At 39.0% G+C, this 14,198-nt stretch carries 11 protein-coding genes; 7 read left to right on the top strand and 4 right to left on the bottom strand.

What is annotated here, in order from left to right:
* A partial coding sequence (locus J536_RS11660) for a DUF637 domain-containing protein (RefSeq protein WP_032062959.1) occupies positions 1 to 2,013 on the top strand: 2,013 nt, incomplete at its 5' end.
* Positions 2,014 to 2,025: 12 nt separating this feature from the next.
* A complete protein-coding gene (locus J536_RS11665; protein WP_017385962.1) occupies positions 2,026 to 2,508 on the top strand; it encodes a hypothetical protein in 483 nt (160 codons plus the stop codon).
* A 233-nt stretch (positions 2,509 to 2,741) separates the two neighbouring features.
* Here the strand turns inward: J536_RS11665 and J536_RS11670 are convergent, their stop codons facing one another.
* Complete coding sequence (locus tag J536_RS11670) at positions 2,742 to 3,659, bottom strand: LysR family transcriptional regulator (RefSeq protein ID WP_032062960.1); 918 nt, start codon at positions 3,657 to 3,659, stop codon at positions 2,742 to 2,744.
* A 97-nt stretch (positions 3,660 to 3,756) separates the two neighbouring features.
* On the opposite strand from J536_RS11670, the gene J536_RS11675 reads away from it, so the two are divergent.
* From J536_RS11675 to J536_RS11685, 3 genes are all read left to right on the top strand, one after another.
* Positions 3,757 to 5,139 (top strand): aspartate aminotransferase family protein, encoded by a 1,383-nt coding sequence (locus J536_RS11675; protein WP_081404124.1) that lies wholly within the window; start codon positions 3,757 to 3,759, stop codon positions 5,137 to 5,139.
* 109 nt (positions 5,140 to 5,248) lie between these two features.
* Positions 5,249 to 6,817 (top strand): CoA-acylating methylmalonate-semialdehyde dehydrogenase, encoded by a 1,569-nt coding sequence (locus J536_RS11680; protein WP_032062962.1) that lies wholly within the window; start codon positions 5,249 to 5,251, stop codon positions 6,815 to 6,817.
* A gap of 104 nt (positions 6,818 to 6,921) precedes the next feature.
* Complete coding sequence (locus tag J536_RS11685) at positions 6,922 to 8,313, top strand: amino acid permease (protein WP_032062963.1); 1,392 nt, start codon at positions 6,922 to 6,924, stop codon at positions 8,311 to 8,313.
* Positions 8,314 to 8,372: 59 nt separating this feature from the next.
* Here J536_RS11685 and J536_RS11690 read toward each other — a convergent pair whose 3' ends face one another.
* Both J536_RS11690 and J536_RS11695 read right to left on the bottom strand, forming a co-directional pair.
* Positions 8,373 to 9,461, bottom strand: coding sequence for an HlyD family secretion protein (locus J536_RS11690; protein WP_032062964.1), 1,089 nt, complete (start codon positions 9,459 to 9,461; stop codon positions 8,373 to 8,375).
* A complete protein-coding gene (locus J536_RS11695) occupies positions 9,458 to 11,035 on the bottom strand; it encodes an MFS transporter (protein WP_032062965.1) in 1,578 nt (525 codons plus the stop codon). The genes J536_RS11690 and J536_RS11695 overlap by 4 nt, the downstream gene beginning before the upstream one ends.
* A gap of 166 nt (positions 11,036 to 11,201) precedes the next feature.
* Here J536_RS11695 and J536_RS11700 point away from each other — a divergent pair, with 166 nt between their 5' ends.
* Positions 11,202 to 11,825, top strand: a complete 624-nt coding sequence (locus J536_RS11700) for a TetR/AcrR family transcriptional regulator (RefSeq protein WP_032062966.1) — start codon at positions 11,202 to 11,204, stop codon at positions 11,823 to 11,825.
* Positions 11,826 to 11,918: 93 nt separating this feature from the next.
* Here the strand turns inward: J536_RS11700 and J536_RS11705 are convergent, their stop codons facing one another.
* Positions 11,919 to 12,806, bottom strand: coding sequence for an AraC family transcriptional regulator (locus tag J536_RS11705; RefSeq protein ID WP_032062967.1), 888 nt, complete (start codon positions 12,804 to 12,806; stop codon positions 11,919 to 11,921).
* 286 nt (positions 12,807 to 13,092) lie between these two features.
* Here J536_RS11705 and J536_RS11710 point away from each other — a divergent pair, with 286 nt between their 5' ends.
* Positions 13,093 to 14,145: an NAD(P)-dependent alcohol dehydrogenase gene (locus tag J536_RS11710; RefSeq protein ID WP_032062968.1), complete on the top strand. Its 1,053-nt coding sequence runs from the start codon at positions 13,093 to 13,095 to the stop codon at positions 14,143 to 14,145.
* Positions 14,146 to 14,198: the final 53 nt, after the last annotated feature.

Raw genomic sequence — 14,198 nt, forward strand, 5'->3', positions numbered from 1 at the left:
GAGCTACGTGATGCGATTCTTGACTTATCTAAAAAACCAGGAAATGAATATTTAAAAGAATTGGTAAACCGAAAAGATGTAGATTGGCAAACAGTTCTATTAACTCAAAAAGACTGGGACTATAAATCACAAGGTTTAACAGCAGCTGGAGCTGCGATTATTGTTATTATTGTGACAATTCTTACGATGGGTTCAGGAACTGCTGCAGCGGCAGGTGCGGCTGGAGGAACAGCAGCAAGTGGGACTACAGTTGGTTTGGGCGCAAGTATGATTGGTTCAGCAGGCGTTACAACTGCAACAGTGGGAGGTGTTACAACAATTACAGGTGTTTCTACGCTTGGGGCTATGGCAAATGCTGCTATTACAAGTTTAGCAACTCAAGCAAGTGTAGGATTAATTAATAACGGTGGAGATATCGGCAAAACACTAAAAGATTTAGGAAGTAAAGATTCTGTTAAGAATTTAGCAGCATCAGTAGTCACTGCTGGATTGTTGAATGGGGTAGCGACAAACTTAAATATCAGTAGTAATGCTATTGTGAATGACATTGCCAATAATATGGCTACTGGAATGATACAAGGTGTTGGCAGTACATTGATAGATTCTGCTGTTAATGGTAGAAACCTAAGCGAAGGACTGGAAAAAGCTTTATTAGCAGGATTGGCAAACTCACTGCAAGCACCATTAGCAGGTGCTATTGGTGACACATTAGGAATGAGTAGCAATGCCTTTGTGAGTAAAGTTGTTGCTATTGCTGCGCATGCTGCAGCGGGTTGTGCAACTGGTGTGATTGACAAAGAATGTCAGTCACGAGCACTAGGAGCCGCTTTAGGTGAGGTCATTGCAGAAAATATGTTCAAACCAGCAAATGGCATTGAATATACGGAAGCAGAAAAATCAAAAATTCTCAACATTACTAAACTTACCACTGGGGTGGTTGCTGCGTATGTAGGATATGATGTGACTGCTGCTGCAAATGCAGCAGATACAGCCGTTAGCAATAATTATTTGAACCATGTGCAAGAGAAGCAAAAGAGTCAAGAACTTAAAGATTGTAATGTTCTTACTTGTGGTGGAGTAGTTGTTAAATGGGCTGCAATTAGTGCAGGACAAGATGCAAATTATGCAGCAGGCTTTGCAGTAGGTATTCCGACCTCTGTTGCTGAGTCGGTAGTGGGTTTGGCAAAAATGGCTCTTAGCCCAATACAAACCTATAAAGCAATCAAAGAAGTTATCAATAGTGAAAACGCTCTAGGTAATATTAGTGATGCTATTAAACAAGATTATACGAACCGTATTAATAAGCTTGAATCAGAATATGAAAAAGCTGGTATTAAAGGCTCATATAATGCAGGTTTAGAAGCGGGCAAACTTACAGCTGATGTAGCGAGTTTATTCGCTGGTGGCGCTAGTCTTGCTAAAGGTGGAGTGATCCTGACAGAAAAAGTAGCAGCAAAAGTTGGCTACAAAGTTTTAAAAGATCCAATAATTATTTCGGATAAAGGTATTGCAGTCAATTTAGATGGACATAAAATATATGATCCTCAATTTACTCCCTTGAGTACAAATCCCCGTGCGCTTTATAGATTCTCAGATTTTAATCATAGATCTACAGGTGGTGATATCTATTTTGGTGAAAACATTGCTACATCTTATTTCGAAGTGAGACAGGCTGTAAATGGAAAGTCTTTATTTGTGGGACAGGTTGAGGTTAAGAATATGCTAGATTTAACCGATCCTAAAATATTGAAACAAATGGGGATTGATCAAAAAAAACTAACTGAAATTGCGCCAGATGGTTATTCAAATGCAGAAAAGGCTAAAAAAGAAGCTATATATGCGTATACAAATAGAATTGCGAACCAAGCCTATGACAAAGGTTACACAGGTATTATCTATAATAGTAGCCGTAATACAGGTTCAAACAATAACCGTGCTGTAGTGTTATTTGGGGGGCGTTATGATGCTGCTAAGATTAAACCAGTGCTTGATAAGCCGATTTTAAAGAAATAAGGAGCAAATACAATGAGAAGTTTACACCAAGTAGCAGCTAGTGAAATAGCTGTAGTACCTTATTATTTGAATGGATATCAACAGAATGGTCTGCAGTACGGAGTGAATGAATATGAAAGAGCAGAACCATTGGGTGCGCAATGTGCGAATTGTCATACTATTCTATGGATAACAGGACGTAGCGATCCTATTTTAAATGAGACAAAACCTAAAAATATTCCAGATAGCGGGCCTATTTATCGTGAATATATTCAAGATAATCTAAAAAGGTTTTTGAGATCATTACCTGCGTGTCCAAATTGTCATCAACAAACTTATGATTTATTTGTACACACGACTACATTAACTAGATTTGAAGATGGTAGTTCTTATCCAAAATATCCAGAGGAATATTATGGTGTTGATGAAGAGAGGTCAGCTAAAGTCAAAGATAAAGCGGTGTGGTGGTATGGTGATGAAGCCGAGGCTAAAAGGCTAAATTTAAATTTTTTATGATTTTCTTCAAAATTAAATTATTGTCTGGTAAATATTTTGATGGCGATATTAACTTAAAATCTCGTCACTTGGAATTAAACTCTTAAATATATTTAGCTCATTACTCAAAGAAAATTAATTACATGAAGCCCATTTAAAATGGGCTTCATCCTATAAAATAGTAACTTATTCTTAATTAGTTACTATTTTATACTTCCATGAATAATAGAACAGCTCTATTAATATAAAGATTTTTAACCCGCAACGATCCGCTTCTCAAGCATTTCCATAAAGGTTTTTAAAATAATATTGTGGTTTTTGCCTTTGTGAGTAATTAAACAAATAGGTGTGCTGTAATGCATTTTTTCCTTTGAAACAGCTTGCATAAAACCATCTTCAACCCATTTTTTTGCATAGTGATCTGGTAAAAAACCCAAGAATTTTCCAGTTAAAATCAGAAATGCGATGCCTTCACGGTCACTTGCTGTCGCCTTACAGTCTAAAAGCTGATGCAACTTTGCCGCTTCTGGTGTGATGGCATAATTAGGAAGGATTGCTTGCCATATTTTCAACTCATCTAGATTCATGTTGCTGCACTGGCTGAACAACGGATGATTTTTGCCGCAATATAAAAATGAACTCTCGCTATATAAATCGAAATAGTCTAGACCAGACAATGGCGTCACAAGGGGGATAACGCCTGCGTGCAAACGGTTATCGAGCACACGGCATTCAATATCTGACAGAGTACTCATACTAATGTTAATAATCACTTCGGCATGTTCCTCGGCAAGTTGAGTCAACGTATTAGTAATATAGCCTCTAGGCATAGTCACAAGATTGTTAATAATGCCGATATTAAACTCACCCTTAAGGCGGTTATGCATTTGGTTGACTTTAGAGCGGAAGTCTTCAATGGCTGCCGTAAGCACTTCGATATATTCTAAAATTTCCCGTCCTTCATCGGTCAGGGCAAATCCGGCACGGCCTCGCTGACATAGACGAATGCCTAAACGATTTTCTAAATCACTCATATGCAAACTGATTGCAGAACGGCTAATGCCAAGAATGCTTTCTGCAGATGTAAAACTATGACAGTCGCAAACCGTTTTAAATATTTTAAGTAATTTAATATCAAAATCAGTGACTTGATTTAATTTTTTGGGTTTCATTTAGTTTTGTTTTTTTAAATCTAAACTCAAGATAATTTGAATTTATCAAACTTATCACGCTATGTACACTCAAACCATAATTTGAAAATAAACAGGAATGGTTATGTTTGATACGGATAAATTCAGCGACTCAGAGCATACTTTGGATGCGGTTCAACCTAATAATAATATGCACATAAATTATCAGGCACACTGGATGCCTTTCTCTGCAAATCGAAACTTTGCCAAAGACCCGCGCATGATTGTGGGCGCAAAAGGATCATACCTAATTGATGATTCGGGCCGTGAAATTTACGACTCACTCTCAGGCCTATGGACTTGTGGTGCTGGTCATACCTTGCCTGAAATTCAACAAGCGGTGAGTAATCAATTAGGTCAGCTCGACTACTCACCAGCGTTTCAGTTTGGTCATCCATTATCTTTTAAGTTGGCAGATAAAATTGTTCAGCATATGCCTGAAAAACTACAACATGTTTTCTTTACCAACTCGGGTTCAGAGTCGGCAGATACCGCTATTAAAATGGCACGAGCTTATTGGCGTATTAAAGGTAAACCAAGCAAAACTAAATTGATTGGTCGTGCCCGTGGCTATCATGGTGTAAACGTTGCTGGAACAAGTTTAGGCGGTATTGGTGGCAACCGTAAAATGTTTGGTCAGCTTATGGATGTAGACCATTTACCGCATACCTTACAGCCGAATTTAAATTTTACCAAAGGCTGTGCAGAAACAGGTGGGGTAGAACTTGCCAATGAAATGCTTAAGTTAATTGAGCTACATGATGCTTCAAATATTGCAGCTGTCATTGTGGAGCCTATTTCCGGTTCAGCAGGTTGTATTGTACCGCCAACGGGCTATTTACAACGTTTAAGAGAGATCTGTGATCAGCATGACATCTTGTTAATTTTTGATGAGGTGATTACAGGTTTTGGGCGTTTAGGAACGTGGACAGGGGCAGAATACTTTGGGGTAACACCAGATATTTTGAATTTTGCGAAACAGGTGACCAATGGTGCTATTCCTTTAGGTGGAGTGGTGGCAAGCCATGAAATTTATTCTGCCTTTATGCAGCAGGACCTACCCGAACATGCCATTGAATTTACTCACGGTTATACCTATTCGGCGCATCCGGTTGCTTGTGCGGCTGCTTTAGCTGCGCTTGAAGTTTTAGAAAAGAAAAACCTGTTAGCTCAATCTGCGGCGTTAGCACCAAGTTTTGAAAAAATGCTGCATGGTTTAAAAGGCGCGCCGCACATATTGGATATTCGTAACTGTGGTTTGATTGGTGCGTTGCAGTTAGCTCCGCGTGATGGTGATGCCACAATCCGAGGCTTCGAGATTGGTATGAAACTTTGGAAAGAAGGATTCTATGTTCGCTTTGGAGGCGACACGCTCCAGTTCGGTCCAATGTTTAACAGTACAGAAGCAGATATTGACCGCTTATTGAATGCCGTTGGCGATGCACTTTATCAAGTGAATTAAGGCTTATAGACATTTTAAGAGCATCGGTAAAGTCTTATAGATGCTCTTTAAAAACTAAATGAAAAATACAGTTTGATCTGAAAATTAATTGTAGTAAGGAGTAACAACAATGACAAATGGCCTAGAAGATTTTAGCTATGAAGAAGTTTCAACTGAAAATAGTACGCATAGTGAACAAGCCAAAAAAGTGCTAGGGCATTTCATTCAAGGAAGAATTGTATCTAAAACGGCAAGAAAACAGCCAGTTTACAATCCTGCGACGGGTGAAATTAGTAAAGAAGTCGAAATTGCAGATGCTCAAACGGTAAATGAAGCAGTTCAGGTAGCCGAGCAAGCATTTCCTGCATGGCGAGATACACCAGTCATTAAACGTGCGCGTGTCATGTTTAAGTTCAAACAATTATTAGAACAAAATGCTGAAAAGATTTGCGCTTTGATTGGGCAAGAGCACGGTAAAATTTCTCATGATGCTCAAGGTGAGCTGCAACGTGGTATTGAAAATGTTGAATACGCTTGCGGTGCACCAGAGCTTTTAAAAGGGGAATATTCAAAAAATGTCGGTCCAGATATCGACTCATGGAGCGAGTTCCAACCTTTAGGTGTTGTGGCTGGAATTACACCGTTTAACTTCCCAGCCATGGTGGCGTTGTGGATGTTCCCAATGGCACTGGTCTGCGGTAACTGCTTTATTTTAAAACCTTCTGAAAAAGCGCCTTCTGTGGTTTTATACCTTGCAGAATTATTAAAACAAGCGGGTTTACCTGACGGCGTATTTAATGTGGTGAATGGTGACAAGGAAGCAGTAGATGCCTTATTGCATCATCCTCGTATTCAGGCGGTTAGCTTTGTGGGTTCAACACCAATTGCTGAATATATTTACCGTACTGCAACATCCACGGGCAAACGTTGCCAAGCATTAGGTGGGGCAAAAAACCACGCGATTATCATGCCTGATGCCGATATTGATAACGTAGTAGCTTCATTGTTAGGCGCAGCTTTTGGTTCTTCAGGTGAACGTTGTATGGCATTGTCAGTAGCAGTAGCCATTGGTGATGAAGTTGCCGATGTCGTGATTGATAAGCTGACTCAAGAAATGAAAAAGTTGAAGTTTGGTAACTATGCAGATGCAAGCAATGATTTTGGCCCATTGATTACTCAAGCACATAAAGACAAGGTACAAGCCTATATTCAAAGTGCAGAACAGCAAGGCGCAAAAATTGTAGTAGATGGCCGTGATGCAAAACCGGCAGGCTACGAAAAAGGTTTCTTTGTGGGGCCCACTTTAATTGACCAAGTCACACCAAATATGACCAGCTACCAACAAGAGATTTTTGGTCCTGTACTGCAAGTTATGCGTGTGAATACTATGCAAGAAGCCATGCAACTCATTAATGAACACGAATATGGTAATGGTACTTGTATCTATACCCGTGATGGGGAAGCAGCACGCTATTTTAGTAGCCATATTCAAGTCGGTATGGTCGGTATTAATGTGCCTTTACCGGTACCTGTTGCTTACCATAGCTTTGGTGGTTGGAAGCGTTCATTATTCGGTGATTTACATGCTTATGGTCCAGATGGTGTCCGTTTCTACACACGCCGTAAAACCATTACGCAACGTTGGCCGTCTGCTCAGGTCCGTGAAGCAAAACAATTTTCAATGCCAACTTTAAATTAATTATTGCAACAAGGGGAAAACATTAAGTTTTCCCTTTTTCATTACCGTAGGATTTTAAACATGTAATAGATTGTTTTTATAAATATATTTTTAAGGATTGAAATATGAATAATGATACAACAAAAAAATTAGGCGAAGGACTTTCAAATCGCCATATCACAATGATTAGTATTGGCGGTGTTATTGGTGCAGGATTATTTGTCGGTTCATCTTCTGCAATTGCTAAGGCCGGCCCCGCGGTGATTCTTGCATACCTGATTACCAGCATTATGGTATTTCTGGTGATGCGAATGTTGGGTGAAATGGCCGTTTTAGAGCCAGACACTGGTTCATTTTCTACATATGCCCGTAAAGCGATTGGCCCTTGGGCAGGCTTTACCATTGGTTGGTTATATTGGTGGTTTTGGGTGCTTGCGATTCCTGTAGAAGCCATTGCAGGTGCTGAAATTTTACATTCATGGTTCCCGAACATTTCAGTTTCTATCTATGCATTCTGCTTTATTGTGTTCTTAAGCTTAGCTAACTTTTTTAGTACCAAAAGTTTTGGTGAGTTTGAGTTCTGGTTTTCTTTGGTCAAAGTGGTGGCCATTATCGGTTTCATTATTATTGGTATTTTGGCAATTTCAGGTATTTGGCCTTTAGCTAAAAATGTTAGCGGTGTTGCCAATTTATATAATAACGCCGGTTTTATGCCGCACGGTATGGGAGGCATTTTATCGGCAATTTTAATTACGGCATTTTCATTCTTTGGTGTAGAAATTGTCTCAATTGCAGCAGCTGAATCATCAAATCCTAAACAGAAAATCAGACGCGCCACTAATTTGGTGTTGTACCGTATTATTCTTTTCTTTGTAGTTTCGATGTTTATTGCTGTTTCACTTGTCGATTGGCGTTCACCAGATTTACAGAAGTACGGGACATTCCAATACGTTTTAATGAGCTTGAACGTACCGGGCACTAAACTCATCATTGATACGGTCGTATTTATCGCCGTTGCGAGTTGTATGAATGCCGCAATTTATACGTCTTCTCGTATGTTATTTCGTTTGGGTACTCGTAGTGAAGCGCCACAAGCCGTAACTAAAATCAATTATGCGGGTGTACCTGCAATTGCAGTATTTTCTTCAACTTTTATTGGTTTAGTGTGTTGTGTAATTAACTATGTATTCCCTGGAAAAGTATTTGGCTTATTGCTTTCAAGCACAGGGTCAATTGCTTTACTGGTGTACTTAGTTATTGCGTTTTCACAACTACGTTTAAGACATAAGCTCGAGGCAGCTGGAGCGGAAATACCATTTAAAATGTGGTTATTCCCATGGCTGACTTGGTTTGTGATTATTATTATTTTAAGTGTGTTGGCTTATATGTTCTTCTCGCCAGCATATAGTTATGAAACGACTTTATCTTTAGGTGTAACTTCGTTTGTGGTTGTTTGTGGGTTGTTCGTCACGCGAAAGCGTAAAGCAACCAGAGCGGTTGCCATGAATTTGGATTAATTAAAAAAAGAGACCATAAATGGTCTCTTTTTTCTCTCATATTCCAAGATTTAGACGAACTATTTAGTAGTCGTATCAATAGAGACTAAAACCGATAAACCTGGGCGTAATAATTTAACGTCTTTTTGATTTTCAATAAGCTTAATTCGTAAAGGAAGGCGCTGAACAATCTTGGTAAAGTTACCAGTCGCATTAGTCGCCGAGATCGGAGAAAAAAATGCGCCAGTAGAAGGAGAAAAGCTGTCTACCACACCTTTTAATTCAACGTTATAAGCATCTACATAGACATTAACTGGTTGTCCAATCTTGATCTTTTTTAATTCAATTTCACGGAAGTTGGCTTCAACATAAACCTGATCTAAAGGAACAACCACCATGAGTGGATTACCAGCACTCACAAAGTTACCTACATTAGCTGACTTTTGACCAATCATTCCGTCAATAGGTGCACGAACCTCTGTATAGCTCAAATTCAGTTTTGCTTTATCAAGCGCCGCTTGGGCTTGTTTAAGGGCTGCTTGTTTGGCTTGTACCTGAATCTTGTATTGGTTGAGCTGAAACTGTGCATCAATCACTTTTTCTTTACTGCTGTCTAAGTCAGCATATTGTTCAGTCAAAGTAGTCTTAGATTGCTGTGTAATTAATCTAGATTCCGCTCCAAGTGCCTGTAGTTGCTCATAACGCGCCGTATTATCTTTTGTGAGTTTAATTCCCGCTTCTACTTTTCTCAGCTGTGCTTCAGTTTCTCGAATAACAGTGGGTTGTCTATCCACTGCGAGCATTGCTTCACTCAGGTCAGCTTGCGCTTTTGCATAATTAGATTCAGCTTCAGCCAAAGCAGCTTGATAATCACGTGCATCAATCCTTGCTAAAAGTTGGCCTTTTTTTACGGTCTGATGATCTTTAATATAAATTTCCTCAATATTGCCAGATACCTTAGGGGCAATAGTTGAATACTCTACATCTACACGTGCATCGTCTGTTTCAACAACCGAAGAGGGTAAAAATATAAGTTTTAAAACCCATAAAATAGATGCTAAGACAATAATAAACGCAATAGCCATAACCCAATGCTTTTTGAGAAATTGCACCTTGGTTAACTTGGGTGGTTCGGTATGGGTGGTGTCTTGGGCTTCGAGAGTACTCATAAAGATTTTCCTGAGTTATGACTATTCATTAACTTAATGAGAGCAATACGTGGCGGATAAGTTCGAACTGGCAAAATCAACATCACGATAAACAAAATAGCGGTAAGGCCAGCTAAGATGAGATATTGATCGCTAATAACTAAAACTGATTGTTGCGCTTGAATCGCAGAATTTAGGGCAGATAAACCACCTGAAACACGGTCTGCACCATTTGCGGTGAGCACAGGTGGAGTAAGTGGGTTAATAACAGGGCCTTGAATATTTTGGAAAACATGTTGAGCAGTATTTTCAATCAGTCGTGTTGAATGGTATTCACCGCGTAATCGATTGACCCAGTCCAAAATACAAACACCCAGTACACCGCTAATAGCACGCGGGGTATTAATCATAGGGGATGCATAAATTGCCATGGTTGGGTGAACACTGTTTGTACCCATCATTAAGAGCGAGAGCACGACACAGGTTTGGCCTAGACATGAGATTGCATGCCAAAAATAAAATTGGTCTTGATTCCATGTGGTATCAAGTTGACTTGCACCTAGGCAACCCGCAATGACCAGAAGTAAACCAAATCCGTGTACATATCGGCTATCCACCCAAGCTTGATTTAAAAGCTTCACAACAATAGGAATATAGATAAATTGCAATGCCGCAATTTGTAAGCCAATCCACATGGTCTGAGTGGGTTTATAGCCATGCACAGCACTTAAGTAATTGAGTGGTAATGTGCTGGTGGACATACCAATAATGACAAAGCAAAAGAGTGCGAAAACAGCATAAGCAAAATTTCGGATTTCAAGCATTTGCGGTTTAATTAATGGGCTTGGATAGCGCCATTCATGTATGAAAAACCAAGGTAAAGTGATGGCACCGATTAAGGCCAATACACAAATTAATTGGGAATGGAACCAATCTAAATGATTGCCATGCAACAACATGGTGCTCAGGCTTGCTAAGCTAATAATTGCTAAAATGGCACCCATCCAATCGTAAGTTTTTATTCTTGAATAATTAAGAGGATCTTGGGGAATCCCAAAATACACCAATGCAGCGCTTAGCGCACAAAAAGGAATGGTTTGGAAAAATATCATTTTCCAGCCAATTACATCTAAATAAAAAGCTGAGAGTGCAGCACTTAAGTTGGGAAAGAACGTCGCAGTTAATGCATAGCAGGCGAGACCCCATAGCCGAATGTCAGGTCCTAAAAATCTAAGCGCACAGGCCATGAGCAAAGGAATGGTTAAACCATTGGCGAGCCCTTGTAAACCACGTAATAGATAAAAGATTTCGATATTTGGACTAAAAGGAATTAAAACGCTAGAAAAAAGGCAAAGTCCTATGGCAAAAAGCAGAACTCTGCGCATAGAAAAAATGACTGCCCAACTCGTAGACAGGATCATTCCAATAATCATTGCACTTGCGTAAATACTGTTAACCCAATAACCCGAGTCGACACTAATGCCCATTGCACCTCGAATGTCGACTAAAGTAATGCTGGTAATTCGGTTATTAAATTCAACAGTCATTGCAGCAAATATTGCACCTGCTAAACCGATGAGTGGCTTTGTATTCATCTTTTACCTTAAATCTTAAACATCAATTCATTGCACGGAGTAGATATTTACTGTACTGTACCGATCGGTACTCTACTCTTTAATTAAATTTCCGTCAATTCTCGATTTTGAACTTTTCGATGAGTTACACTTAGAGCGAAATCGCTAAAATTTTTATAAGGTCAATATGTCTGGTTCAACAAAAGCTCATGAAAAAGATCAAAAAATTTTGGATGCAGCAACAAAGTTTTTTTTGATCCACGGCTTTAGTGGCACAACGACAGACATGATTCAAAAGGAAGCGGGGGTTTCAAAAGCAACAATGTATGGTTGCTATAAGAATAAAGAAGCGATGTTTGCAGCGGTGATTGAACGTCAATGTACCAACATGCAAAAACAAATTATTTTAGTTGAGACAAAAGCCGACAATTTACGCTCAGCACTAACTGAAATTGGGAAGACCTATCTGTGTTTTATATTATCGCATTCAGGTTTGGCTTTTTTTAGGGTCTGTATTGCAGAAGCTGTAAGATTCCCTGAGTTATCTGAAAAATTCTTTGAATTGGGTCCAAAGCGTCTGGCAAATATCATTGCAGGATATCTAGAAAAATCCGTTAGACAGGGCGAAATTGAATTAAGCTCTTCTTCAGAAGTTGCTGCGAATATATTTTTATCGTTATTAAGAAGTGATGCTCATCTAAAATGTTTGACGCATCCTGATTATTTAATATCAGAGAATGAAATTAGTACTTGGGTTGAGTATGCGGTTGATTTATTTTTAAAAAATATAAATATTAAAAAAAGTATTTAAAATCACTCTAGGACAAAAAGATCCAAGTGCTGTGAATATTATTCCTCAGTTAAAACTGATAAATAAAAAAGCCCTCAATATTCAGGGTGTTTCTTATATATTCTTAATATCTACTGACGGAGAAACCCCAAAAAAACGTTTATACTCTCTGGAAAATTGCGACAAACTTTCATAACCGACTTGCATACTGGTAGATGAAATATCATATTCTTCGGTCATTAATAAACGCCGTGCTTCGGTCAATCTCATTCTCTTTTGATATTGTAGGGGACTCATTGAGGTTATATCCCTAAAATGTTGATGAAAACTTGATACGCTCATCCCCATTGTGCTTGCCAGTTCTTCAACACTAAATGATTTTGCAAAATTTGTTTTCAGCCATTCAATCGCCTTCACAATTCGATGACCTGTAGTGCCTGCCGCTACAATACGTTTAAGTCGATCGCCTTGTGGGCTCATCAATAAACGATAAAAAATTTCTTTAATAATAAGAGGAGACAAGATGGGAATGTCTTGTGGCGTATCTAGTAGTTTTATTAACCGTATAAACGCATCATTCAGCTCTGAATTGACTACTCCAACCGCCATTCCTTTTTTCTCAGTATTTACATCTTTAAAAGGAATATGCGCCTCAAGCATGATTTGGGCGAGTACATACGGGTCTAGGCGTAACACGATTGAAAGATAAGGTCGTTCAACTGAAGCTTCAAGAACCTGAGCAATTACAGGCAAATCAATTGCAGTAAAAAGGAAATGGTTAGAGTCGTAAATATAGGTTTCTTCGCTAAGAATTACCTGTTTTTTCCCTTGAGCAATCATACATAGACTGGCATCCATCATGCTGCTACTTGGTTGGGTCAATGTCTCTGCACGATATAAAGTCAGACCCATAATAGGCGTTTCGAATGTACCTTTTTCTCGGGTCCATTGATCGACTAGTTGAGCTAATTCTTGATTAGTGTCTAGAGACCTATTCGCCATTCAGATTCTACCGATTACCCTCTGTGTTTTTATTGTAGGCATTTCAAATAAGAAAAATAGTGAGAAGTACAACAATTCGGAGGATTAGGCAAATCTGTGAGAGGAATAGAACAACACTCTACAACTTTCATTTTTATACTGAGGAACATGGCAAAAACTGATCGATTCAATTCTGCTGGATCACCGTTTCCAAAACGTATTCATGGGTTTTCAAAATCAATAGCCATTAATGAATATCCAGTGAAGGAATCATTTCTATTTAAACATTAAACACGAGAGAAAAAATATGACAACTGAAGTTTTAGGTTATGCCGCGCTGTCATCAGATACTCCTTTAGTTCCGTTTAAATTTGAGCGTAGAACTCCACGTGAAGATGATGTTGTTATTCAAATTGAATATTGTGGTGTTTGCCATTCCGATCTACACCAAGCTAAAAATGATTGGGGATTTAGTGCTTATCCATTAGTTCCGGGCCATGAAATTGTCGGGCGTGTCACTTCAATCGGACCTAAAGTCACAAAGTATAAAGTGGGTGATTTAGTGGGCATTGGCTGTATGGTCGACTCATGCCGTACTTGTTCTGCTTGTCATTCAGGGTTAGAGCAATATTGTGAAGAAGGTAACATCCAGACTTATGGCGGCGTAGATCGCCATGACCAACGCCCAACTTATGGTGGATATTCACAAAGCATTACCTGTAGCCAAGATTTTGTATTAAAAGTACCTGAAAATCTGGATGCTCAAGCTGTGCCACCACTGCTTTGTGCTGGCATTACCACTTGGTCGCCGCTGCGTCACTGGAATGTTGGCAAGGGTAGTAAAGTCGCTGTAGTGGGGTTAGGTGGTTTAGGGCACATGGCAATTAAACTTGCCAATGCTCTAGGCGCTGAAGTGACATTATTTACCCGCTCAGCAAACAAAGAACAGGATGCAAAACAACTTGGCGCACATCATGTTGTGTTATCAACAGATGACGCTCAAATGAAATCAGTATTAAATCAATTTGATCTAATCGTTGATACTGTGCCTTATGACCATGATTTAAAGCCTTATATTCCAACTTTAGCTTTAAATGGAACCATTGTGTTAGTTGGATACTTAGGTGAAATCAGTGCAAATTCAGTACCTATGATTTTAGGAAGAAAATCAATTGCAGGGTCGGTCATTGGTGGAATTAATGAAACACAAGAGCTCCTCGATTTTTGTGGTGAGCATAATATTGTTTCCGAAGTTGAGATGATTGATATGAAAAATATTAACGGAGCTTTTGAGCGTATGTTAAAGAGCGATGTGAAGTATCGTTTTGTGATTGATATGAAAACATTATCGGAAGATTAATTTAGAGCTTATTTCGGCGGTTGTGCATACTGTTAGTATGCACAACATATGAG

The organism is Acinetobacter sp. 809848 (assembly GCF_000581275.1).
GTDB classification, from domain to species: domain Bacteria; phylum Pseudomonadota; class Gammaproteobacteria; order Pseudomonadales; family Moraxellaceae; genus Acinetobacter; species Acinetobacter pittii.

What these genes read in the sequence shown, in the direction of transcription:
- J536_RS11665 (WP_017385962.1), top strand. Translation starts at nt 2,026, where the DNA reads ATGAGAAGTTTACACCAAGTAGCAGCTAGTGAAATAGCTGTAGTACCT.
- J536_RS11670 (WP_032062960.1), bottom strand. Translation starts at nt 3,659, where the DNA reads ATGAAACCCAAAAAATTAAATCAAGTCACTGATTTTGATATTAAATTA.
- J536_RS11675 (WP_081404124.1), top strand. Translation starts at nt 3,757, where the DNA reads ATGGTTATGTTTGATACGGATAAATTCAGCGACTCAGAGCATACTTTG.
- J536_RS11680 (WP_032062962.1), top strand. Translation starts at nt 5,249, where the DNA reads ATGACAAATGGCCTAGAAGATTTTAGCTATGAAGAAGTTTCAACTGAA.
- J536_RS11685 (WP_032062963.1), top strand. Translation starts at nt 6,922, where the DNA reads ATGAATAATGATACAACAAAAAAATTAGGCGAAGGACTTTCAAATCGC.
- J536_RS11690 (WP_032062964.1), bottom strand. Translation starts at nt 9,461, where the DNA reads ATGAGTACTCTCGAAGCCCAAGACACCACCCATACCGAACCACCCAAG.
- J536_RS11695 (WP_032062965.1), bottom strand. Translation starts at nt 11,035, where the DNA reads ATGAATACAAAGCCACTCATCGGTTTAGCAGGTGCAATATTTGCTGCA.
- J536_RS11700 (WP_032062966.1), top strand. Translation starts at nt 11,202, where the DNA reads ATGTCTGGTTCAACAAAAGCTCATGAAAAAGATCAAAAAATTTTGGAT.
- J536_RS11705 (WP_032062967.1), bottom strand. Translation starts at nt 12,806, where the DNA reads ATGGCGAATAGGTCTCTAGACACTAATCAAGAATTAGCTCAACTAGTC.
- J536_RS11710 (WP_032062968.1), top strand. Translation starts at nt 13,093, where the DNA reads ATGACAACTGAAGTTTTAGGTTATGCCGCGCTGTCATCAGATACTCCT.